The organism is Acinetobacter sp. ESL0695 (assembly GCF_029392135.1).
Lineage (GTDB): Bacteria > Pseudomonadota > Gammaproteobacteria > Pseudomonadales > Moraxellaceae > Acinetobacter > Acinetobacter pollinis.
This window is the reverse complement of sequence record NZ_CP113932.1, coordinates 1,124,080-1,147,897: the sequence shown is the minus strand read 5'-3', so window position 1 is coordinate 1,147,897 and position 23,818 is coordinate 1,124,080. Positions and strand designations below refer to the sequence as shown.

The following is a 23,818-nucleotide window of genomic DNA, read 5'->3' as shown; positions in this document are numbered from 1 at the left end:
TACCGAATAGTCTTCAACCTATCATAAAATAAAAAGGCGGGAAAATCCCACCTTTTTATAACAAAAAACAAAAAGTTATGCTTCTGTGACGCCTGTTAAATCTACAGATGAAGCATCAATATTGACATCAATATATTTATCTTCTTTTTTTGCATGATCTGAACGACTTTGCTCTAATTCCGTTAAGTACTGCAAGTTAATGTCACCTGTTACATAGTGACCATCAAATACAGAGCAATCAAACTCTTGAACCTCTGGAACTTTAGGCACACGAATTGCATCTTTTAGATCATCAAGATCTTGGAATACAAGACGATCAGCACCTATGATCTCACGAATTTCTTCAACTGTGCGTTCAGACGCGATAAGCTCTGCTTTTGCAGGCATATCAATCCCATATACGTTTGGATATTTCACCATAGGAGCTGCAGAAGCAAAGAACACTTTTTTAGCACCTGCATCTCGCGCCATTTGAATAATTTCATTACAGGTTGTACCACGGACAATAGAGTCATCAACCAATAATACATTTTTCCCTTTAAACTCTAACTCTACAGGGTTGAGTTTTTGGCGTACAGATTTTTTACGTTGTTGCTGCCCAGGCATAATGAAGGTACGACCGATATAACGGTTTTTCATAAATCCTTCACGGAACTTAACGCCAAGTACATTCGCAAGTTCTAGGGCAGAAGTACGACTTGTATCTGGAATTGGGATCACAACATCAATATCATGCTCCTCACCCCATTCTTTTAAAATGTGATGTGCAAGCTTTTCACCCATTTTCAAACGTGCTTTATAAACAGAAATTCCATCTATAATTGCATCTGGACGTGCAAAATACACATATTCAAAAATACAAGGGAAATATTTTGGATCTTTAGCACATTGTTTTGTGAATAAATTGCCATTTACATCAATGTAAATCGCTTCACCTGGCTCAATATCTCTTTCTACTTTAAAACCTAAAGCAGTAATTGCCACAGATTCAGAAGCAACAATATACTCAGTCTTGCCACAATCGCTTAAACGCGAACCATAAATTAAAGGGCGAATTCCGTTAGGGTCCCTAAATGCAACTAATCCTTGCCCAGTAATCATTGCCACTACACCATATGCACCACGACAACGTTGGTGAACACGATGTACAGCATAAAAAATATCTTCTGCTGTTGGATGTAATGTTCTGAGCTTTTGCAACTCATGTGCAAAAACATTTAACAAGACTTCAGAGTCAGAATCAGTATTCATATGACGTAAGTCAGTTTCAAATAATGAATGACGGATTTCATCAGCATTTGTTAAATTACCATTATGAGCAAGTGTAATGCCATAAGGTGAGTTTACATAAAAAGGCTGTGCTTCTGCACTGCTTGAAGAACCTGCTGTTGGATAACGTACATGCCCAATTCCATAATTACCACGTAGGGCACGCATATGTCTCGTATGAAAAACATCACGAACAAGGCCGTTATCTTTTCTTAGGAATAAACGATCATTTTCACAGGTAACAATGCCTGCTGCATCTTGTCCACGATGTTGTAACATCGTCAAAGCATCAAACAACAATTGGTTTACTGGTGATTTTCCAGCGATCCCAACAACTCCACACATAGCAACCTCGCAGACAAGCTTGGATTAATTAAAAGGGTTTTGCGCTGAATGTTCCGTAGAACCTTTTCGCGCAGAGACTTTTTCAGCAATTTCCTTTGACCGTTGCTCTACTTGAGCCTCATTATCATGAAAATGTTGGATTGCCTCCGTTGCAACCTCTTTAGAAACTTCCGTCGCAATTGGTGCATAAGGCATAAGCATTTGTACCATTTTAGACTGTTTCCAACTTTGTGCAGTATAGACCCAAGGTTCAGCACCTTGCATTGCAATCAGCACAATAAATAAACTTTTTAAACACCCTAAGGCACCACCAGCCAACCTATTTAGTGGGCCTAGCTTTAACGACTTCAGAATTTTGTTTAAAATTGTCGAGACCAACCATGTCAATGACATCACTACGAGTACAACAAATGCAAATCCAGCAATTTTTTGTACAACAAGATCGTGACTTAATCCTGACATCATTGGCGCCAAGTCATTGGCGTATTTAGCACCCATAAATAGCGCTAATACCCAACCTACAAGGTTCGCCAAGGCTTGTATGAGTCCTTGTCGCAAACCGTTTATTCCTCCAAGCACCACAATAATGACAACAATAACATCTAAAATATTCATTTAAATTATGTCATAGTGTGAATACAATCTTTTACCAATTTAGGTCCTGTATATATAAGGCCACTATACAATTGTACAAGGCTTGCACCTGCATTTTGTTTCGCCAAAGCTTGTTCGCCAGATAAAATACCACCAACACCAATAAGTGGAATTTGATTTTTAAGAACTGCCGAAAAACTTCTCAAACAAGTTGTACTTTTTTCAAATACAGGCGCACCAGATAGCCCACCTGCTTCATTTCCAAAAGGTAAATCTACAACACCATCACGTGCAAGTGTGGTATTTGTGACAATTAGGCCATCCACTTTATAGTGTAATAATTGTTTTGCAATAAATGCAATTTCATCTGTTGAGAGATCGGGAGCGACTTTTAAAACAAGAGGTACATAGTGTTGATGTTCTTCAGCAAGCTCTGCTTGACGACGCTTTAGTGTTTCTAATAAATGTGCAAGTGCTTCGCCATTTTGTAAGCTTCTAAGATTCTTCGTATTTGGGGAAGAGATATTTACTGTAACATATGATGCATAATTGTATACCTTTTCAAAGCAGTGAAGATAGTCATCAACAGCTTGCTCTACAGGCGTATCCGCATTTTTACCAATATTTATTCCTAGCACACCTTTATAATTTGATGCTTTCACGTTTTCGATCAGTTGATCAACACCGTCATTATTAAAACCCATGCGGTTAATAATTGCTTTTGCTTTTGGAATGCGAAATAATCTTGGTTGTTCATTTCCCGCTTGCGGTCTTGGCGTGACAGTGCCAACTTCAATAAAACCAAAGCCAAGTGCGGCCAATGCATCAATATGTGCACCATTTTTATCTAAACCCGCAGCAAGACCCACAGGATTTGGAAACTCAATTCCCATACAGGTTACAGGTTTTTCAATAAGTTTTGGACTCACGAGACCCAAAGAGTAAGCCTTCTGTAACCAAGATAATGTAAGTTCATGTGCACGCTCTGGTGCTACGGAAAACAACAAAGGGCGAGCCAGTGAATACATCATATGCTATCAAATCTATTGGTTTTGAACTGCTTTATTATAGGGCATCTCATTAGATAAATACCATGCCCTGCTCCATTTATTTTCATAAAAATGAAATATGTACTTTCAATTAAGCGCTTTTAGACTCAATCATTCTACTAATCACCGATCTGAGGAATAAAACTATGCGTTAATGTACTTAATCCTTGCGCAACGACTGCCTGTTGATAAACTCTAGCCTCTGCAAGATGAAAAGGATGGAAAGAACCATTTGTAAGTTTTTCATCCATATAGCCAATAACATTCATGTGGCAGACCACCACAATATTTTCAGCTGTTAAATGTGACAACCACTCAATAGCTTCCCCTGCGTCATCATCTGGTTTAATAAAGTCACAAATCTGAATAGGAACAGCAGGATAAATTTCTTCTAAATAAGATAACGTTTCTTGTGCACGCAATAATGGACTTACGATCAAAATATCGGGTTGATTTATTATTTTTTTGAGAAAATTCGCTGTTTCTTTCGCTTGAAGATGCCCTTTGTTTGTCAAAGGTCTCTGTATATCATTTCCTGAAACTGGTGGTTTCGCCTCACCATGTCTAATGAGCGTCAATTGCATATATTCAATCCTTTTAAATTATACTTACACATCACTATGTGGCAAAACAAATTCTACATCACTTCGATGACCATTTTTCATTAAAGATAATGCAATATTTAATGGAGGTGCATGTTCAAAAATCACTTCATACAAAGCATTTGTAATGGGCATATATACATCTAACTCAAGGGCGCGCTTTCTTACCTGAATAATTGTGTTTATACCCTCTGCGGTTTGACCTAAATCTTTTACTGCCTGATCTAGTGTTTTACCTTGGCCTAATGCAAAACCAATTTGATAATTGCGACTTAGAGGACTATTACATGTTGCAAATAGATCACCCACACCTGACAGACCTAAAAATGTCAGTGGGTTTGCACCAAGTTTTACCGCAAATCGACTCATTTCGGCCAATGCCCGCGTCAAAATCATACTTCGTGTATTTTCACCAACTTTATGTGCCGCAGCCATACCCATTGCAACTGCATAAATATTTTTTAACGCTCCACCCAACTCAACCCCATGCACATCATCACTTGCAAAAACTCTAAATAATGCACTATGTAAAGCTTTTTGTACTGCATAACGTACAAGTTCAGAATGACTTGCAACCACAGTACCTGCCGGCATGCCAGCAACGATTTCTTTTGCTAAATTTGGTCCAGATAGCACGCCATAAGGTACTTGAGGTAACTCTTCACGAATAATCTCGCTCATAAATTTAAAAGAATCAATCTCAATTCCTTTAGTAAGCGAAATTACTGCCTGAGAGGTAATAAAAGGTTTTATTTTCTGAAGCACAGTACGGAAAGAATGACTCGGTATAGTTACAAGAATTAAGTCTTTCTCTCGAATTGCAGTTTCTATATCTGAAGATACATTTAAACTTTCATCAAGTTTAAAATCAGGCAGATAACGAGCATTTATATGCGTTTGATTAATTTCTTGAGCAGTCTGCTCATCTCTAATCCAAAGTGTTGTATCACACCCATTTTTTGCAGCAGTATTGGCGATAGCCGTACCAAAGCTTCCACCACCTAAGACTGTAACACGCAACTTCACTTTCGAATCATGGTTGTCTTGTATAGTCGTAGGCACTACAAAATTAGAAAAATTAATCTCTGACATATATTTGCTCTACTCGCTTAAATTCCATTTTGATACAAAAGGTGCTGTATCGATATCACCACGTGGGGCGATATTTTTATCCGTGGTTCCAATATAAATAATTGCAGAAATTAAATCGCGCTCCTGAAGTCCAAGTGCTTGCTTCAGGGTGCTTGACTCAACAACTGCCCCTGTACGCCATATTGTAGAAAAACCCTGTACTTGTAACGAAAGTAAAAAGTTTTGTACTGCTGCGCCTGTACTTAGAATCTGCTCATAATGTGGTACTTTTGGATGATCGACCAATTCCGTCAGTGCTAACACTAAAGTAGGCGCACGAAAAGGATGATTTTTAACACGCTCAACCTGAACAGGATCTATACCGTCAAAGTCGCCCATTGACTGTGAAAGCAACTCTCCGAATTTAGTACGTTGTTCATCTTCCACAATAACAAAACGCGTTGGTTTTAAACGATGATGATCTGGTGCAGCCAGTGCTGCTTGAAAAGCCATTTCCAACTGTTGTGTATTTGGTGCTGGCGTTACTAAATGCCCGATAGATTGGCGTTCATGAATATTCTGATGTACTACGTCAATAGCTGATGTCATTTTATAAATCTTGAGAAAATAAATTGATTAATTTAGAGTAGCATACTCCTAAAAATATACTCTACCCTAATTCGCAAGAAAAAACATTTTAATATAAATACATGTATTTAAAAATAAAAACCCAGATTTCTCTGGGATTTTATGTATTAACAATAACCATCTAATCGAGTTAGAGGTAATTTCTGCCCAATCGCTTTTTCAATATCTGATAAGTAAAAAGCATCTTCTTCAGAAAGAAAGCTTATACTAACGCCACGAGTCCCAGCACGACCTGTACGACCAATACGATGAACATAATCATCAGATTGTTCAGGAAGTGTGTAATTAACAACATGAGATACACCATCTACATGGATTCCGCGTCCAGCGACATCTGTTGCAATCATAATGTTGTGCTGACCATTTTTAAACTGGTCCAACATCTTAAGACGCTTATCTTGTGCAATTTCACCAGATAGCATAACAACTTTATATTTATCTTTTTTAAGTTGATCGTAAACTGTTCTGACTTGATCTCTTCTATTTGCAAAAATAACCACTTTTTCAATGGGTTCTTGGTGTAAAATTTCTTGTAGAAGTTTGTACTTATCTTCTACCGCCACTACATATATACGTTGCTCGACATCTGCATTTGTTTTCTTCTCTGGCTCAATTTCAACAGTCACTGGTTCAAATAACCATTGTCTTGCCAAATTTAAAACATCATAACTAAATGTTGCAGAAAACATTAAAGTTTGGCGTTGCTCTTTTTTAGGTGAGAAACGGACAATCTTTTTCACACTTGGGATAAACCCCATATCCAATAGACGATCTGCTTCGTCAATCACAAGAAATTCAACTTGATCTAACCAAATTTCTTTTTGCTCTGCAAAATCAATCAAACGCCCTGGCGTAGCAACCATGATATCAATAGGGTTTGCATCAAGCTGTTTGCGTTGCTTGTCAAAATCTACACCCCCCAGCAATGTCATTACATTTAATTGGCTAAACTTGATCAGGTCTTTTGCGTCTTGCTCAATCTGTAAGGCCAATTCGCGTGTTGGTGCCAAAATAAGTGCTCTTGGTTCACCACGGTATCTTTTCTCTTGAATCGGATTATTCAGTAAATCATTAATAATACTTATTAAAAATGCAGCAGTTTTGCCTGTTCCTGTTTGCGCACGACCAATCGTGTCATGGCCTGCAAGTGTAAACTTTAAAACCTTTTCCTGAATGGGTGTCATAGATTTAAAACCAAGCGCATGAATCGCTTGTTGTAACTGTGGATGTAAATTTAAGGTTTCAAAACCAGATGACATTACGCATTTATCCCTAAGTCGGCAAAAACAAAGCCTTATTATAGCAAAAACGCCCCAATTAAATAACAATTGGAGCGCTATATTTAGTGATTTACTAAATATGAATTAGTCTAAAGGTTGAACTTCTTCAGCCTGAAAACCTTTTTGACCTTGTACAACGCTGAATTCAACACGTTGGCCGTCACGTAAAGAACGGTGGCCGTCGCCTTGAATTGCGCGGAAGTGAACAAATACATCATCACCACCAGTGCGTTGGATAAAACCAAAACCTTTAGTGTCGTTAAACCATTTTACTACGCCTTGTTCACGTACTGTCATAAGTCAATCCTCAGTGATATAAAAAAAGGACCACCCGGTGTTGCAAACAGCAGAGTAAACAAAACAAGGTTTAAAAAAATTTATAATTTCTAAGCTTGTAATCATTCTGTAAAACTATCAACAAAATCCGGTTACATCCAAAATTGCCTTAAGCTTATGTATACGATAATCGTACAACAACCCCCTAAGTACTTTTCGAGAGTAACATGCTTCTCATTTAATTGGTACAATATTTTCAATAAATATTCAAATATCTAACAACATACTGATATACTTTTAATTTTCTCTCTTTTGTAATGCTATATTTTTTGTTAAGATAAAAGCCAACCCATAAATATTCATATTATGCTGTATGAATCTAAGCGAAGACTCATTATATATCGATGCTATGGACAAACCCTGTCCTATGCCCTTACTTATGCTCAAACGCGCATTAAAACATGCTTTACCAGAACAAAAGATTCGTTTACATGCCTCCGATCCAAATAGTGAAATAGATATTCTGAGGTATTGTCAAATTCATAAATTGATATGTGATACTCAACAAATTTCCGAATACGAATATTGCTACATTATTCAACGAAAAGTCTAATTGGTATCGATTTTGAATATGAATGTATATTTTTACATTTCTCTACGCTTTTCGTCTTAATTCTATCAACAAACAGATTTATCATAATTACCATTGGTACGACTAATCCTTATAAGGAGCGTTCATGACTGACAGCAGCAATCAATTGATGCCCCTGTCATTGTCTGCACCAGGTGTGAATCTCGGTGCATACATAAGTACTGTCAATCAAATTCCTATACTTTCTGCCGACCAAGAAAAAGAGTTAGCAGAACGATATTTTTACGATCAAGATTTAGATGCTGCAAAAATGCTAGTAATGTCTCATCTACGTTTTGTCGTACATATTGCACGTACATATGCAGGCTATGGCTTACCCCAAGGTGACCTTATTCAAGAAGGAAACCTTGGACTCATGAAAGCAGTAAAACGTTTTGACCCAAGCATGGGCGTTCGTTTAGTTTCTTTTGCTGTACACTGGATTAAAGCCGAGATTCACGAATACGTCATTCGTAATTGGCGTATTGTTAAAATTGCAACAACAAAGGCTCAGCGAAAATTATTTTTTAATCTTCGTAGCCTAAAAAAATCCAGTAAAAAATTAACATTAGAAGAAGCACAATCTATCGCTAATGACTTAAATGTTACCCCAGAACAAGTTTTAGAGATGGAAGGTCGTCTTACCGCCTATGATGCAGCTTTTGAAACTCAAAATGATGATGAAGATGATAGCTCAGCACAATCTTACTCACCATCATTGTATTTAGAAGATAATCGCTACGACCCAGCACGTTTAGTTGAAGATGAAGATTGGGAAGAACAAAGTACATCAGCCCTGCAGAATGCTATGGGACAATTAGATGACCGTTCTAGAAATATTCTTCAGCGCCGTTGGCTTGATGATGATAAATCGACATTACACGAACTCGCATCTGAATATAATGTTTCTGCTGAACGTATACGTCAGCTTGAGAAAAATGCAATGGAAAAAATTAAAGTTGCTATGTCCTCGAATTAATTTTATTTAAGACTGTCTTTATGATGGTCTTTTTTTATGTCTCCAAGGTAAAGCTAAATTGAGTTATAATTCTTTATTATAACCTTTAGAGGATACCTTATTATGTGGCTAGCAATTGCTGCATTTAATTTGGCCTTTGCTGTAATTGTCGGTGCTTTCGGTGCACATGGTTTAAAATCGAGAGCGACTGCTGAACAGCTTACATGGTGGCATACTTCTACGGAGTACTTCTTCTACCATGCACTGGGATTGCTTGCTTTGGGAATTTTAGTAAAAGCAGCGCCCATGTTCCCTATAAAAATAAGTTTTATTCTTATTCAAACTGGAATTATTTTTTTCTGTGGTTCTCTTTATCTTATGAGTTTTGGACTTCCCCGTATCTTAGGTGCAATTACCCCTATTGGTGGCCTATTTATGATTTCAGGCTGGCTTGTACTGGCATGGAATGCACTTAAATTTAAAGGATAAGATGATATGAAACACATTATATTAAATGGTGAAGCAACTGAAACACCATGTGAAACACTTCAAGACCTAGTTCATACCCTTCAACTTGAAAAAAAGCGCTTTGCTATTGAAGTAAATGCACAAATCATCCCCAAATCTAAACTACAATACGTTACCATTCAGGCTCAAGATAAAATTGAGATCATTCAAGCAGTTGGTGGTGGTTAATTAAAGGTTCATTCATGGAAAATCAATTTCAAGATACTTCACTTCAAATCGGCTCTCGTACTTTTAACTCTAGACTTCTAGTTGGCACGGGAAAATATAAAGATTTACAAGAAACAGATTTAGCAATTCAAGCGAGCGGTGCAGAAATCGTTACCGTAGCAATCCGCCGTGTAAATATTGGACAAGATCCCAATCAACCTAACTTACTTTCAGTAATTCCACCAGAAAAATATACTATTTTGCCCAATACAGCAGGTTGTTTCGATGCAGATACAGCCATACGCACATGTATGCTTGCTCGTGAACTGCTAGATGGCCATAATCTGGTAAAACTTGAAGTCTTAGGTGATGAAAAAACTCTATATCCAAATATTACACATACTTTAAAAGCAGCACAGACTCTGATTGATGATGGATTCGAAGTCATGGTCTACACATCTGACGATCCTATTGTTGCTCAAGAACTTGAAAGTATGGGTTGTGTTGCCATTATGCCTCTTGGTAGCCTGATTGGATCAGGGTTGGGAATCCTTAACCCACATACTATTTCAATTATTAAAGAGAACGCAAAGGTTCCGGTGTTGGTAGATGCTGGCGTAGGTACAGCAAGTGATGCAGCGATTGCAATGGAGTTAGGATGTGATGGTGTATTGATGAACACTGCAATTGCTCAAGCACAACATCCTATTTTAATGGCATCTGCCATGAAAAAAGCTGTGGAAGCTGGGCGAGAAGCTTATTTAGCTGGGCGCATGCAAAGAAAACGTATGGCAAATGCGAGCTCTCCAGAAACTGGATATTTCTTTAAGTAATCTAACTAAAAAGAGAGCTTATCTTGCTCTCTTTTTATGTTTTCTCTATCAAAAGTAGCTTTATTATTACTTATTATTCTAAAGCTAATGAATGTTACCTTATCGTTATGCGCTTTACCTGTCCTTCAATTTCTTGCATTTAAATATCTACAATTAAATTTCAACTTAAATGGCCGTTTTTTTGATAAAATTTCTCTCTAAAACAATGATATAAAACCGCTACTTTTTCTGGCAACTGAATTTTACATTGAGGTTCAAACGCAATTTCTTTTTCAACATAGGAATATGATTTCACATTTTCGTCTGGTTCACCTACAATCTTTTTTGCAGACGAATTTTCAAAAATAAAGTAACTCATCATACGCATTACTGCACGAAAATGCCCCTGACCAACCACATCAGTTTCACCGAATAAAATATGCCAACCCAAATCGGATGAATCTGCAGAATAATATAAACCCAGCCGATCTCTTGCTGCCTCATATATTTCTAAATAACCAATATCTCTATCATTAATCTGAATAATATATAACCTTTGATGGTCATCTACAGACATTCTTTCAAAATATACTTTTAATTCTAGCTCTGGTTTATCCATTTGCCACTGTTGAATCACATGAGGTTCATGCATCCATTTATATAAAAGTGGAAAATCCTGATTTAAAACGACCTCCCTTAGGCCATATCGTATATTTTTTTCATGATAAATAAAGCGCTGAGGTAATTTTTGAGAAATTGTTTCCATTTAAAATATCCTTAAATACAACATAGAACTTTGACATCCGGGAGAGTCACTATTTCCTCCGAATGTCATATCATTATTTCAATACATAATAGTTCAAAGGAGAAAATCCATTGAATTCAATTGAGCTATAACTGGTTGTATAAGCGCCTGTAGACATCCAATACAAATGGTCTCCAATTTCTAATGAGGTAGGCAACGCATAATCCTTGTCTTGATACATAATATCCATGCTATCGCAAGTTGGCCCTGCAATAATGACTGAGCCAACCTCTCCTGTTCTGTTAGATAAAACAGGATATTCCACAGACTCTCCAATGGTTTCAATGAGTCCATTAAATACACCTACATCGGTATAAATCCAACGCTTACAGCCCAATTTCGGACGATGAGAAATAAGAATAATTTCTGAGATAAGAATACCCGCATCGCCAACCAATGAGCGACCAGGTTCAATCATAATTTGTTCAAGTTCATATTCATCAAATACTTTTAAATATTCATTTATTTCGGATGTATATTTATTAAAAGTTTCAGTTTTCTGGCGATAATGTGCAGGCAGACCTCCTCCTAAATTAAGCATACTTAAATGAATATCGTGTTTATCACGTAATTGATCGAATATGGCCTTTGTTTCAGTAATTGCATGTTGCCAAGACTGAATATCTCTTTGCTGTGACCCTACATGGAATGAAATTCCATAAGGTGTTAAACCTAACTCTTTTGCCAAAATGGCCAGTCCTATTAAAGCATCACTATCACAGCCAAACTTTTTTGATAATGGCCAATCAGCAGTTTCAGCACAATCAATTGAGAGTCTAAAAAAAACTTTAGAATGAGGAGCATATGTTGCTATATTTCGTAAATCTGCCTCTGCATCTGTTACAAATAACCTCACTCCATGATCGTAAAAATATTGAATGTCTTGTTTTTTCTTAATTGTATTACCGTATGCAAGACGAGATGGCTCTACTTTAAATTTTAAAACTTTATTTAATTCATTGACTGAGGCCAAATCGAAATTTGAACCTAAATGAACCAAACGCTCAATAATTTCATCTGCTGGGTTTGCCTTAACAGCATAATAAATATGTGTATTGTTAAAACCCTGTCTGAGCTCATGATAACGACTTTCAATTACATTTAAGTCAAGTACTAAAAATGGTGTTTCTCTTTCTTCTGATAAATTTTCTATAAAATCATAAATATGAGGTGAAAAATAAGATGGGAGTTTCATAAGTTGGTCCAAAAGTTAATAAATATTAATTAATAATTTCTTCAGGTAATGGCTTAAATTCTTGATAAGCAATTCTTTGCTCTATAGGAAAGACCGTTTTCCCTAAAATTTGATTAATAATTATTGCGTTACGATAGCAACCCATATTTAAATCTGGCACTGTAAATCCGTGTGAATATAGACCTACGTTTTGAACAAAAATATTTTCAATAGCGTTAATTGCATAATGATGATTCACCTCCATTCTGCCTTTTTTATCCCAGCAAATTAGATGGTGAATAGGCTCTAAGAATTTAGGAATTTTATATTCATAACCCAATGCCAAGATAAGAATATCCGATTGAATTTTAAATTTCTGATCTGTATCTGAGTTATAAAAAACAAGTGCCAAACCATTTTCTGTTTCTGTTACAGACTCTAAAGTACTGTTTGGCATTAATCGTGTCGATAATGGTGAAGGACGAGATTTTAAGTAAAGTTGGTCATATATACGATTGACTAAACCAATTTCAATGCCTTTATACAATGCACTTTGAGATTTGATGACATCATCTCTTTTCTGCTGAGGAAGAGAATAAAAATGATTCGTATAATCTGGCGAGGTATACTCTAACGTAAGCTTCCCTAAATCCATTGAAAAGAAATGTGCAGATCGTGTCATCCAATTTAATTGATATTGGCTTGTATCTATACTCGATAAGAGATCATAATAAATCTCAGCACCACTTTGTCCTCCACCGACAATGGTAATTGACTTTTTATTGCCATAATCTTCTTTATGATGCATATAGTCTGCGCTTGAATGGACTTTATGAGACATTCCTTTACAAAACTCTGGAATAATAGGCGTTGTACCAGTACCTAGAACTAGATTTTTTGCATAATATTGTGAAGTCTTTTGACTATTTTCTTGCTTCACAGTCAATATGTAGTGCTGAAGGTCGGCATCGTATTGTATGCATTCAACATTAGTTTTAAAGTGAAGATTATGCAGTTGTTGAGATGCCCATTTACAATATTGATTATATTCAGATCGCAACATATAAAAGCTTTCTCGAATAAAAAACTGATATAAGTTATTCGTCTCTTTTAAATAATTTAAAAAGGAGAATCTATTTGTAGGATCTGCAAAACTCACTAAATCGGCAATAAAAGGAATCTGTAACGTACTCCATTCTGGCATAATGCCACTATGCCAATCGAAGCATTCTTTCCTATCAAAAAAAACCGTTTTTAGGTCATCTATATCATCTGTTAAGCACGCTAGACTTAGGTTAAATGGGCCAATACCGACACCGATAATGTCATATATAATCTCTTTATTCATTTTGTATTCATCCTGATTATTACAGTTTTTGTCTGTTAACTTTCCCAACATGGGTATATTGAAAATCTGTAACAATCTCAATTTCATCTGGAATTTTAAAATTTGATATATTTTTATTGATCAAAAACTTACGAATATCTCGTAGTGTAATTTGGTCATCATTTTGTTTTGGAATAATAAGTGCTTTTATACGCTCACCTAGATATTGATCTTCAACACCAATGACACAAACATCTTTAATGACAGGGTGATGTAATAAAAATTCTTCGATTTCACTTGGAGTTATCTTTTCACCAGAACGATTAATCTGCTCTTTTTCTCGACCAGTAACAATAATATTTCCTAAGTTATCCAGATACCCAATATCACCTGTTTTGTAAAAACCATCTTCCGTAAATGCACGGCGATTAATTTCAGGCAAATTATAATAACCATTAATCGTATAAGGTCCTCTCGTTTGAATCAGACCTTGCTGCCCTAATTCGACCATCTCATCCTTATGATTTACAATACGAATTTCATCGTATATAGAAAGTTTTTTGCCTTGAGTGTTTAAAATAATTTCTAAACTGTCATCTAAGGAAGTAAAATTCACAAGTCCTTCTGCCATACCGTATACTTGCTGAAGTTTTACATCAAAAATATCTACAATCTTTTGTGCAAGTGTAGGTAATAATTTTGCACCTCCGACCTGAATTACATTTAGACTTGAACAATCGTATTCAGATCTACTTTCAGAGTTTACCCACAAATTTGCTATAGCTGGCACAACTGAAACCTGATTAATCTTATATTTTTCAATAATTTCAAAACATACTCTAGGATGAGATTGCTGACTGAGAACAACAGTTCCACCTACATAAAATACACCTAAAAATCCTGGTGAACTCATTGTAAAATTGTGCATTACAGGAAGCACAATCAACTGTTTAATCTGATCATGCAAATGAGCAGCAATAACACTCTCTTTCACAGAGTAAATATAATCTGCATGCGTCCTTGGAATTAACTTAGGTAACCCTGTTGTGCCACCTGAGAGTTGTAGAAAAGCAATATCTGTAGATGTCGCTTGAGTACCTAAATTAAAGTCTTTAGGAATATCTGCCAACATTGAAAAAGATTCAGAGAATGTGTTTTGACTGACTATTGTTTGACGAAACCATAAAGAGAAATTAGGCTGTTTAAACTGTGTTGTAATAAGGCGAGCATCTTTTTGATTATTCTGATCAACAATACGAATATAACCGACAGCCCGACTTTGTTTCGCAATATTTTCAATTTCATACGAGCCATGGCCATCTAAACAAAAGACTGGACGTGCACCGATATAATATAGGGCGAATATAACAACAAATACTTCAATAACATTTGCTGATTGCACCAGTATAAAATCAGTTTCTTTAATACCTTTTTGCTTTAAATAGCTGCCATAATGTATGGCATATTCGTACAGCATCTGATAAGTAAGCTGTTTTTCATTTTGTATGACTGCTACTTTATCGCTAAATTTATTTGCATTTTCTTTCAAAAGGTCAAAGTGAGTCCTATTTTCCCAACAGCCTTGCTCTTTATAAAATGCTGCTCGTTTTTCTGGAAATGGAACATAACCATGACTAATATCATCTTTAAGAAACATGATGTGCTCCTTGATCGTGCGATGTCATATGGATTGCTAAATATCTTCTTAATTGCATCACATCCAGCTCTTCTATAGATGTTTTTTGCAGAAAACCGTTTAATACATGAGACGTTACTTGCTGAATACATTCAATTTGTGCGTTGTTATAGCGCTGTGTACGATAGTTAATGACAACGCGTAATCTCTCTTTTTCAGACAGTGGCTCTTCATAAACTTCAAAATGTAAACCAAACTTTGAACTACTTCTTTCAGGTTCAATAAGCTCAAAACCAATTTGATGATTATCTGCTGTTGCAAAAGTCCCTGTGAGCAAGTTTTTCGCATGAAGTTGTATATAAACTTCATAAGGACTATCTGTGGAAGTTTCGCTCTCATCACGAACATGGGCTTCTACCATTGCAAAAGGAACATCTGCATAAGGAAGCGTATTAAAAATATTATTTTGTACTTGCTGTATAAGCTGTGAAATAGACATGGTTTCATCAAATTGAGTATGATGCATAACAACGTTGGTAAAATATCCAATGGTATCTTGGTAATCCGCATGATCTCGGCATGCGACAGACGTACCTGTTAGTATTTTTTCATTCCCATCTATAAAGTGAATTGCTAAAACAATTGCGGCATAGACAACATAAAAAATTGAAGATTGATTCTGTTTTGCAAGCTGATATAACTCATCTACTTGTAAATTATTTAGGCTAAATTCGACTGCTGAACCTGTGACATCATCTAGAAAATCTGTATCTACATTCATTTCATGGAGTAAAGGTGGTTGTTTTTTTAACTTACCAATGGTTTTAACCCAATGTGCCAAATGTGCTTTTAACTCTAGATCATCTTGTTCTACAGCATACTCATGAAATTGCTTTGGAGTTTTCTGCCAGATAGGCGCTTGATTGACTAATCTGCTCTTATATGCTTCAAATAGCTCTTGAATTAAAATTCCTGTAGACCATTCATCCATTGCAATATGATAAATAAGTAAAGATAGAATATGCTGACCATCTTCATCTTTCAAAAACCTAACACGAATTGGAAACTCTTTTTCTAAATCAAAGCTATGATTAGCCTCCTGCTTAAGAACATCATTCGCACTTTGCTGTCCCTGAGCATTAGATTTAAAGAACCAAGGGTACTGATCTAACTGTGTAATTGGAATAACAGTTTGTGAAATATCATCTTGGGTATGAAAAATAAAGATACTGCGCAAGGCATGATGTCTTTCTAAAATATCCTTAAATGCCAACTCAAATGCATCTTCATTTACCCATTCACTTAAGCGAAATGCAAAAGGAATGTTAAAAATGGCATCACGCCCTTGATCAGAGAATCCCATAAATTCTTTTTGTAATATTGTAATGGGTGCATGAATTTCCTCTTTGGGGTCGAAATAACGTCGACCTTTCTGATCTGCATCTTCACGATAAGAAGCATACTGCACCAAATCAAACGCAGTTGGTGCATTAAAAAAGTCAGCTATTTTTACTTCAATCTGATGTTGGCTCTGTAATTTTCCAATCACACGTGTCGCTAGAATAGAATGACCGCCCTGATCAAAAAAATTATCTTGTAGTGAAAGTTCAGGCATTGCCAAAACATTCCTAAACTCATCAAGAATAATATTTGCAATACGTGTCTGACTATCTGTTAACAATTTTTCTTGCAAAGGCACAGCATGGTAGATATCTGCTTTAGACGCAGGCTCTACAGAAGCATTTAACTGAAAAATAGAATCTTTTTTTGTATAATCACTTTGGGTAAAAAACTGAATAAATTGCTCTAATAACCAAGGTGCAATATGTCTAGATAGTTTTTCTCCAGTGGTTAATTCAATTTGTAATTGATTACCCTGAATTTGGAATGCCAATGTGAGGTCATAGTCAGCATCTATAGGTGGAATCGGAATAGATATTGCTTCAACACCCTCTAGATTTAAGTAGGTTGTTGCATCTGTGAACTGTGTAACTAAGATATTGGGAATATCTTGACGTTTTGTTTTTGTAATTGACAAAATTTGTTCAATAGATAAATTGTGCGAAATCCCTTCTAATATTTGGTTACGTGTATTTCTAATATGCGCTTCAATACCCTGCTCAACTCCACTTAAACGAATTGGAATAACATTAGAGCTCGAACAAATTTGATCCAATCCTGTAATGTCATAATTCTCTACAACAGGAATAAATAGATCTATATCATCTAAACCTAAAATGGATTGGATATAACAACCAAATAATGAGGTCATAGTATGTACTACAGATGCTTGGGCTTTATCACTTAATGCCTTTAGTTCTGTTCCATCTACATGTGTAACAACACGATTTACTTTCTTGTGTATGGTTTCCTGCTGAACGCCATAGGTCTTGATGATACTCTGAGGCTGCATCAAATGAAGAAACATTCTGGGCCAAGAGACTTTTTTTAACCCACTTTCGAATTGCTGCTGCCAATAGGATGTACGATCGAGATTAGCATTCTCAAATGTTTTGACATGACCTAAATGTTCAACTTTCAGGTTTTTTTGTAATGAATAATAATAGCTTAAATGATCAAATATAGGTTTCCAAGCGGTATCATCTAATAAAATATGATGCCCTACAATTCCTAAAACAAGCTCGCGTTCTGTTTTAGGAAATAAAATAAACCGAACTGGAGGATTCGTAGTTAAATCCATAGGCACTTCAATTTCGGCCAATAATCTATCAATTGCGTCTACGTCATGTTGAATCGGCTCAACCCGAACCTCTAGATGCGATAAATCTTGATGTCGTTTTTTAAGATGACCCAATTCATCTACAAAATACGAAAGATTTAAATTTGATTTACCCCGATATAAAGACTTAATGCCTTGTATCAGACGGTCAATATTGATCTTACCTTTAAGATGAAATGCCGTAACAAATGGGCCAGAACCAGAAAGTGGATTCTGTTGATGTAACATCCATGCTCTTTCTTCTGCAATAGAGACGTTATTTAAATTCAGATCGACATTAAGATCATTATTATTTACAGGTGATTTGGATAGACCTTGAATATTTAACTCTTTTTCAAAGCGTGCGAATAGATCATCACTCATCATCATTTGATGGTTATTCATAATATTCATACCTTAAAAATTTTAGTGGTTTAACTTAAGTTGATGACGAATAGAAGTGACAACCTCATTTACAGTGTTAGATTTCGCTAAAGTGTAATAGTCGATAAAACAGTTAAAATGCGATGTACAACGCTTTGCCACTTGATTGATATACTGTGGCGTTAAACCTACAGATAAAATTTGCTCATCCATTGCTATTGGCTTTTTAATTACACTCTCAATTAAAGTAATCACTTCATGGAGCTGATGATCTTTAGTTGGTTCATCTTGCACGTATTTCTTATATATAGTCTCTTGCGCTATTCTTTGTAGCTCTTTCCGATCGACCTTACCATTGCGAGTGATAGGAAACTCAGTAAGGCATAACCAACGCGTCGGCACATGGGAGTTAGGTACAGCTTTTAATAAAAAAGATCTCAATTGAAGTGTATTGGCTTCATGTATTTCAACATCAGTACACTGATAAACTGCAACCAATTCATTACCATCAAACATTGGATTAGTACACGTCATTACCACACAATCTTTAATTTTTGTATGCTTCATCAACGCATTTTCAACTTCGGATGCAGCGATACGTACCCCGCGTATCTTTAAATAACCGTCATTACGACCTGCAAAAATAATGACACCCTCTTTATTTACGTAACCACGATCGCTCGTACGATATGCACGTTTAAACTCACCATCTTCTGTATTAAGTTGGCAAAAATCTTGTTGTTTAAGTTCTCCATTTAATAAATAGCCATTTGAAAGATTTACCCCTGTCATATACATCTGTCCTACAACACCAATAGGACAAGGTTCACCTTGATCATTTAAAATATAATAAGTATTGTGAGCAATCGGTTTACCGTACGGAATAATATTTTGATCCTCTAGAGTAATATCATGCCATATGCTTAAGATTGTTGTTTCCGTTGGCCCACCAATCGAAATTAGCCTCGCTGTCGGCAATATTTGTCTAAATTTTTGAATGACAGAAGGTTTAACATAGTCACCCCCTTGACTAATTAAACGTAAACTTTTTAATTGATGTGGCTCGGTTGCTGTCAAAAGCATGTCTGCCATTGCAGGAACAGTACACCAGATACTTACGCAATATCGTTCAATTAATACCCCCCAATCAATGGCACTTTTTGCTTGCTTTAAAGTAGGAATAATTAAAGTTCCACCAACAGACAAAGGTACAAATATATCGAACAATGACATGTCATGATGAAATGGTGTTGCAGCCAAATGGACGTCTTTAGAATCAATAGCCCACAAATCAATAGATTGTTGAATCGTATTCGATGTAGCTAAATTGTTCAGTACGACACATTTTGGTATGCCTGTACTTCCTGAAGTATATAAATAATAAGCTGGAGAATTATCATTTAAATACGTCCAATGAGGATAAGAACCACTATGTTGCAACTCTACAGCATCATGAATATTTAAAAATGGTAGATTTTCAAATGGTTGCTCCCCCACCACTAAATCAACTCTGCTATTTTCTAAAATATATTTACGGCGTACTTCTGGAGAATCCATGTCTACAGGTAGCCAAATAATGTTAGAAAGTGCACATGCAAGCGTCACATAAATATGTTCAGGGCATTTAGATAAACAAATGGCAACGACTTGTTTTTCTTTTAAACCTAGTGTTTCAAAGGCCTGACGAATTTTTAAGATATTATTTGCCAATTCCTCATAAGAAATATTTTTGCCGTTATAAACCAATGCTGTTTTATGTAATGAAGAAGTAAATAGGTTTCTTTCAATACGTTCCAAATAACTTTCTATAGAAGGTATATCTAACTGAGATACCTCAGATATTTCTAACGGCGGCAGAATACGCGGTTTAGCCTGAACATTTTCTAAACTTTCCAAACCAGTTAGCTCAATAATTCTCGTTCTTAAAGCATTTCGTAATTCATCCACTGTGTTTTTTGAAATTGCTTGTTCTACATAGTCTAGATCTATAACTAAATCATTATTCGATGCAAAACTTAAACGAATATCTAAAGCCAATTGTGGTGTCTGTGTTTGTCCTGCAATATAACGAATTTCTTGATAATCTACAGGCTTCTTCCAAGCCAAGCCGTTCGTTAACGCAATAGGTAAAACAATAGAGGCCTGTGTTTGTTGAATGAGTTGTTTTGAAATATCTACACCTGAAAATGAGCTATGTGCCATCGCCTGCATTATTTTTTTCTGCACATTTTGACTATTTAAGAAAAGGCGCTCTTCATGCTTATAGTGTAAGACAACAAAAGATGAATGATTTGAAACTGTATCTTGTATAGCAGTATTAGAAATAGGTATAGAAACTAAAACTTCACGATCTTCATTCCACTTAGATAAAGTTTCTAAAATGATCGTCGTCAATAATGCATTCGGTAATATACGTTGCTGAGACGCTATTTTTGAAAATTTTTGCCATATGTGATATTCAACGTATGTACTAGAACGTAAATATCTAGGGTTTGCAATTTTTTCTAAAGGTATTTCCCATCGAAATTGCGGTATATCTGTTAAGTGTCCTAACTCAGTCTGCCAAAACTGTTTATCGATTTCTTTAACTTCTGTTTTTAAATGAGTAATCTCACCATTATCCATCTCCAATGGCTCTATTTTGGGATTAAACAAATGCTCTAAACATAAAGAAATTGAAAATCCATCAATAATCAGTCCGTCAAAACTTGTAAAAATAACTGTTTTATCTTCCGCATCTTGAGGCATTTGTATAAATGCCATACGCCATGGTGGAGTACCTAGCTGATGTAAATAATGTTTATATTCATGCTGAATGACATCTAGTTTATTATTGGCTTCAATTGAATTCAGCAAACTTAAATCAATGAAATCAACGTGATCTTTAATTGAAATCTTATCTAATACTGTTTGAGTTAAAGAGTTCTCATCAATTTTTGTTCTAAGTGTTGAAAAGCAAGAAATTAAACGTGTTAAAGACTCAATAAATGCCTTATAGCTAAGCGTACCTCTAAACTCTCTAAAATCATGCATAGATGAATGACTTAATGGAAATTGTTTTGATTTTCCAAGCAGATATGCTTTTTGCATTGCAGTTAAAGGGATATGTTTACTCATTTTTTCCCCTCCATTACTTGTAAAAATACACTTGCAATCTTGTGTGCAGTATTTGGTAAATTTTCTTCAATAATATGAGCGATATTACATACGGTACGTTGAGAAAAAATATCAACGATCGTCAAACCACTATCTTTGAAATATTTTTGGATCACAGCAATTAAATGAGTTGCTAATAATGAATCACCACCATATTCAAAAAAGTCGATATTTATGTCATCTTCTTGCTCAGTAGCTATGCCAATAACACTACACATCATGAAATAAATAACCTTTTCTAAAGCTGATATATCTTTTTGACTTTCAATAGGTACTTTTTTTGCTAAAAGAGCTTCGATGTTTTCAGTGTTTACTTGATCAATTTCATCTTCAGAAACGATATACGACTGCTCAGGTTGAAGTGCCTGTGTATTTAGACATGCTGTATAAATAGACAAAAGGTTTGTATAGCTTAGAGATTCATCCAATGCACATACAAGCAATGCAACAAGTGTATTTTTTTCACCCTTCTTAATAGGGAATAGTTTTACTCTTTGAATTGCTGGGTGTAATGCAATTTTTTCTGCAATATCGTTTGGATTTAACCAGTAGCCATTTCGCTTTATTTGTGGGTTAAGTTCAGAAACCACACAGATATCTTTTTGATCGTTAAAGTAAGCTTGATGTGTTGTCTTATACCAATATTGGCCATGAATATTTATAAGATCTGATGGATCAAATTTATATAAATTTTCTTCTGAAACTTGGATACCCAAATATCCAATCACCCAACATGGACAACATGTATCTAATCCATGAATTACACTGTAGTGTTCACCTTTGAAGGGTAAATTTAATTCATCTTCATTTAACAGTGTGTGAGGTGTAGGTAATATATACTCAGGAATTGAATGAATTTTCTCTTTATCTAAGATAAATGACTGAATCCTTGAAATATAGTATTTAAACATTTCAGGAATAACTTTTTGCTGAAATGCGTTCTTTCGAATATCCCAATTAATGACTAATTTCTCATTGATTAACGCAACTTGTACATCTAGATCAACTTTAGAACCTTGAGAAATACACCAAATAGGTTGGCCAAAGTGCTTTTGTACCTGATTTGAAATGATTTCGCCGTAATTTAATCCTGAGGTAAATACAATCGGTGCCGTTTCTAATTGTTGATGATATTTAGATAAATCACGTAAAACCTCTACTCCTGTATACGTTGAATGTAGATACACCTCTTCTAAATTTTGTTTAATACGACTTAAACTCTCCGAGAATTTTTCACCTGCTTTTGCATGAATATCCAATAAGCACATATTAGAAAAATCACCAACCATATGACTTATTTCTTGGTCAGTACAGGTTCCATATTTCTCACGAGAAAAAAATGGCAGATTCAAACGAAATTGATTTTCAGATGACCATAAAGCAACTGTTTCTGCAAATAATGTTAAACAGATTAACTCTACTGATATGTTGTATTCAGAGGCAATATTTACTAAAACTTGCGTATCGGAGGCATTAAAACTAAATGCCTCTCTTGTAAATAAATTAGGCTGATCTCTTAACCCTTCTGCAATATAAGGTAATGCGGGAATGTCTGAAATATTTTCTAAACGTGATTTCCACCATTTTTCATCATATTTCTTTTGTTGTTCTCGCTGCGTATCTTTTGCTTGAATATATTCAAAATACGGTACACTCGATTTATTACTCATAAATAATAAATCTTTCTCATTTTCTGAATATAAATCAGATAAATGCTGAATTAAGATAAAGCAACTTTGTGGATCAATTGCTGACATATCTGTATCAATATGCAATACATGATGTTGATTAGGTAGAACTGTCACTCGAACATCAATAATCTGACCTGACTCTATATCAAGTTTTTGATGTGTCATGTTTTGACGTTGTTGTGCTAGAAACTCACTAACTTTTATTTCATCAACTTTTGTTAAGTCATTTATACGTATACCCGTTTCAGTCAACTTTTGAATAGATTGCTGACCTTGTGCAATTGATACACTTAACATGGGATGACACTGTAATAACTGTCTATATGCTTGCTGTAGCCTTTCTATATTTAAATATTTTCCTGCAAATTCAATATACAAATGAGAAGATGCATTTTCGCCTTGTCGCCCTACCCAATGTGCATACTGCATTTCTGATAAATTTACATAAGGCGTTGGAAAATCAATTAAATTTTTTGTCTTACTCTCTTTTGTATCATCAATAATTTTGACCCAATCTTCAATAGAGGGTGCCATAGCAAAATCAATATAAGATAATTTTGCCTCATATTCTTTTTCAAAAATATCTACCAAACGCATAATTGCTAGCGAATGTAGCCCGTATTCAATAAGATTATCTTGGGGAGAAATTTTACTGTCTGGAAGATCCAACACATGTTGAACATGTTTTCCAATTTGGTGCTCTAATTTCATAACTT

The 23,818-nt window shown here is 35.4% G+C and carries 19 protein-coding genes and 1 pseudogene; 5 read left to right on the top strand and 15 right to left on the bottom strand.

Annotated features, from left to right (window positions below):
* Window positions 1-75: 75 nt before the first annotated feature.
* The 8 genes and pseudogenes from purF to OZX61_RS05355 form a co-directional block, all read right to left on the bottom strand.
* On the bottom strand, window positions 76-1,614 hold the full coding sequence (gene purF / locus OZX61_RS05390) for an amidophosphoribosyltransferase (protein ID WP_195771644.1): 1,539 nt from the start codon (window positions 1,612-1,614) through the stop codon (window positions 76-78).
* A gap of 138 nt (window positions 1,615-1,752) precedes the next feature.
* A pseudogene (locus OZX61_RS05385) lies at window positions 1,753-2,229 on the bottom strand (CvpA family protein); the annotation flags it as partial.
* A gap of 5 nt (window positions 2,230-2,234) precedes the next feature.
* Entirely contained in the window at window positions 2,235-3,239 is a 1,005-nt protein-coding gene (locus OZX61_RS05380; protein WP_195771642.1) for a quinone-dependent dihydroorotate dehydrogenase, read from the bottom strand.
* Window positions 3,240-3,376: 137 nt separating this feature from the next.
* The gene (sixA, locus tag OZX61_RS05375) at window positions 3,377-3,841 is read right to left on the bottom strand and encodes a phosphohistidine phosphatase SixA (RefSeq protein ID WP_277095552.1); all 465 of its coding nucleotides are present in this window, start codon (window positions 3,839-3,841) and stop codon (window positions 3,377-3,379) included.
* A gap of 24 nt (window positions 3,842-3,865) precedes the next feature.
* The gene (locus OZX61_RS05370) at window positions 3,866-4,951 is read right to left on the bottom strand and encodes an NAD(P)H-dependent glycerol-3-phosphate dehydrogenase (RefSeq protein WP_195771640.1); all 1,086 of its coding nucleotides are present in this window, start codon (window positions 4,949-4,951) and stop codon (window positions 3,866-3,868) included.
* A 9-nt stretch (window positions 4,952-4,960) separates the two neighbouring features.
* Window positions 4,961-5,539, bottom strand: a complete 579-nt coding sequence (locus tag OZX61_RS05365; RefSeq protein ID WP_277095551.1) for a nitroreductase — start codon at window positions 5,537-5,539, stop codon at window positions 4,961-4,963.
* 146 nt (window positions 5,540-5,685) lie between these two features.
* Window positions 5,686-6,837 carry an ATP-dependent RNA helicase RhlB gene (rhlB, locus tag OZX61_RS05360; RefSeq protein WP_277095550.1) on the bottom strand — a complete coding sequence of 384 codons (1,152 nt, stop codon included), beginning with the start codon at window positions 6,835-6,837 and terminating at the stop codon, window positions 5,686-5,688.
* 105 nt (window positions 6,838-6,942) lie between these two features.
* The gene (locus tag OZX61_RS05355; protein WP_023272199.1) at window positions 6,943-7,155 is read right to left on the bottom strand and encodes a cold-shock protein; all 213 of its coding nucleotides are present in this window, start codon (window positions 7,153-7,155) and stop codon (window positions 6,943-6,945) included.
* A gap of 352 nt (window positions 7,156-7,507) precedes the next feature.
* Between OZX61_RS05355 and OZX61_RS05350 the strand changes: the two genes are divergently transcribed.
* The 5 genes from OZX61_RS05350 (at window position 7,508) to OZX61_RS05330 (ending at window position 10,231) form a co-directional block, all read left to right on the top strand.
* Window positions 7,508-7,747, top strand: a complete 240-nt coding sequence (locus OZX61_RS05350; protein WP_195771637.1) for a sulfurtransferase TusA family protein — start codon at window positions 7,508-7,510, stop codon at window positions 7,745-7,747.
* A gap of 124 nt (window positions 7,748-7,871) precedes the next feature.
* The gene (gene rpoH, locus OZX61_RS05345; protein WP_277095549.1) at window positions 7,872-8,744 is read left to right on the top strand and encodes an RNA polymerase sigma factor RpoH; all 873 of its coding nucleotides are present in this window, start codon (window positions 7,872-7,874) and stop codon (window positions 8,742-8,744) included.
* Window positions 8,745-8,846: 102 nt separating this feature from the next.
* Complete coding sequence (locus OZX61_RS05340) at window positions 8,847-9,212, top strand: DUF423 domain-containing protein (RefSeq protein ID WP_195771635.1); 366 nt, start codon at window positions 8,847-8,849, stop codon at window positions 9,210-9,212.
* A 6-nt stretch (window positions 9,213-9,218) separates the two neighbouring features.
* A complete protein-coding gene (gene thiS / locus OZX61_RS05335) occupies window positions 9,219-9,419 on the top strand; it encodes a sulfur carrier protein ThiS (RefSeq protein ID WP_195771634.1) in 201 nt (66 codons plus the stop codon).
* Window positions 9,420-9,433: 14 nt separating this feature from the next.
* Window positions 9,434-10,231 (top strand): thiazole synthase, encoded by a 798-nt coding sequence (locus OZX61_RS05330; protein ID WP_195771633.1) that lies wholly within the window; start codon window positions 9,434-9,436, stop codon window positions 10,229-10,231.
* 160 nt (window positions 10,232-10,391) lie between these two features.
* On the opposite strand, the gene OZX61_RS05325 is transcribed toward OZX61_RS05330, so the two are convergent.
* From OZX61_RS05325 to OZX61_RS05295, 7 genes are all read right to left on the bottom strand, one after another.
* Entirely contained in the window at window positions 10,392-10,976 is a 585-nt protein-coding gene (locus OZX61_RS05325) for a GNAT family N-acetyltransferase (RefSeq protein WP_195771632.1), read from the bottom strand.
* Between the two features lie 73 nt (window positions 10,977-11,049).
* The gene (locus OZX61_RS05320; RefSeq protein WP_277095548.1) at window positions 11,050-12,210 is read right to left on the bottom strand and encodes a type III PLP-dependent enzyme; all 1,161 of its coding nucleotides are present in this window, start codon (window positions 12,208-12,210) and stop codon (window positions 11,050-11,052) included.
* A gap of 25 nt (window positions 12,211-12,235) precedes the next feature.
* Window positions 12,236-13,537 (bottom strand): SidA/IucD/PvdA family monooxygenase, encoded by a 1,302-nt coding sequence (locus tag OZX61_RS05315; protein ID WP_277095547.1) that lies wholly within the window; start codon window positions 13,535-13,537, stop codon window positions 12,236-12,238.
* 19 nt (window positions 13,538-13,556) lie between these two features.
* Entirely contained in the window at window positions 13,557-15,173 is a 1,617-nt protein-coding gene (locus OZX61_RS05310; protein WP_277095546.1) for an AMP-binding protein, read from the bottom strand.
* Window positions 15,163-18,276: a condensation domain-containing protein gene (locus OZX61_RS05305; protein ID WP_277095545.1), complete on the bottom strand. Its 3,114-nt coding sequence runs from the start codon at window positions 18,274-18,276 to the stop codon at window positions 15,163-15,165. The genes OZX61_RS05310 and OZX61_RS05305 overlap by 11 nt, the downstream gene beginning before the upstream one ends.
* A gap of 21 nt (window positions 18,277-18,297) precedes the next feature.
* Window positions 18,298-21,372, bottom strand: a complete 3,075-nt coding sequence (locus OZX61_RS05300; protein WP_277095544.1) for an AMP-binding protein — start codon at window positions 21,370-21,372, stop codon at window positions 18,298-18,300.
* Window positions 21,369-23,813 carry a condensation domain-containing protein gene (locus tag OZX61_RS05295; protein ID WP_277095543.1) on the bottom strand — a complete coding sequence of 815 codons (2,445 nt, stop codon included), beginning with the start codon at window positions 23,811-23,813 and terminating at the stop codon, window positions 21,369-21,371. The genes OZX61_RS05300 and OZX61_RS05295 overlap by 4 nt, the downstream gene beginning before the upstream one ends.
* Window positions 23,814-23,818 lie beyond the last annotated feature (5 nt).

Coding starts and splice junctions, on each gene's coding strand:
- purF (WP_195771644.1), bottom strand. CDS start 1,614: ATGTGTGGAGTTGTTGGGATCGCTGGAAAATCACCAGTAAACCAATTG.
- OZX61_RS05380 (WP_195771642.1), bottom strand. CDS start 3,239: ATGATGTATTCACTGGCTCGCCCTTTGTTGTTTTCCGTAGCACCAGAG.
- sixA (WP_277095552.1), bottom strand. CDS start 3,841: ATGCAATTGACGCTCATTAGACATGGTGAGGCGAAACCACCAGTTTCA.
- OZX61_RS05370 (WP_195771640.1), bottom strand. CDS start 4,951: ATGTCAGAGATTAATTTTTCTAATTTTGTAGTGCCTACGACTATACAA.
- OZX61_RS05365 (WP_277095551.1), bottom strand. CDS start 5,539: ATGACATCAGCTATTGACGTAGTACATCAGAATATTCATGAACGCCAA.
- rhlB (WP_277095550.1), bottom strand. CDS start 6,837: ATGTCATCTGGTTTTGAAACCTTAAATTTACATCCACAGTTACAACAA.
- OZX61_RS05355 (WP_023272199.1), bottom strand. CDS start 7,155: ATGACAGTACGTGAACAAGGCGTAGTAAAATGGTTTAACGACACTAAA.
- OZX61_RS05350 (WP_195771637.1), top strand. CDS start 7,508: ATGAATCTAAGCGAAGACTCATTATATATCGATGCTATGGACAAACCC.
- rpoH (WP_277095549.1), top strand. CDS start 7,872: ATGACTGACAGCAGCAATCAATTGATGCCCCTGTCATTGTCTGCACCA.
- OZX61_RS05340 (WP_195771635.1), top strand. CDS start 8,847: ATGTGGCTAGCAATTGCTGCATTTAATTTGGCCTTTGCTGTAATTGTC.
- thiS (WP_195771634.1), top strand. CDS start 9,219: ATGAAACACATTATATTAAATGGTGAAGCAACTGAAACACCATGTGAA.
- OZX61_RS05330 (WP_195771633.1), top strand. CDS start 9,434: ATGGAAAATCAATTTCAAGATACTTCACTTCAAATCGGCTCTCGTACT.
- OZX61_RS05325 (WP_195771632.1), bottom strand. CDS start 10,976: ATGGAAACAATTTCTCAAAAATTACCTCAGCGCTTTATTTATCATGAA.
- OZX61_RS05320 (WP_277095548.1), bottom strand. CDS start 12,210: ATGAAACTCCCATCTTATTTTTCACCTCATATTTATGATTTTATAGAA.
- OZX61_RS05315 (WP_277095547.1), bottom strand. CDS start 13,537: ATGAATAAAGAGATTATATATGACATTATCGGTGTCGGTATTGGCCCA.
- OZX61_RS05310 (WP_277095546.1), bottom strand. CDS start 15,173: ATGTTTCTTAAAGATGATATTAGTCATGGTTATGTTCCATTTCCAGAA.
- OZX61_RS05305 (WP_277095545.1), bottom strand. CDS start 18,276: ATGAATAACCATCAAATGATGATGAGTGATGATCTATTCGCACGCTTT.
- OZX61_RS05300 (WP_277095544.1), bottom strand. CDS start 21,372: ATGAGTAAACATATCCCTTTAACTGCAATGCAAAAAGCATATCTGCTT.
- OZX61_RS05295 (WP_277095543.1), bottom strand. CDS start 23,813: ATGAAATTAGAGCACCAAATTGGAAAACATGTTCAACATGTGTTGGAT.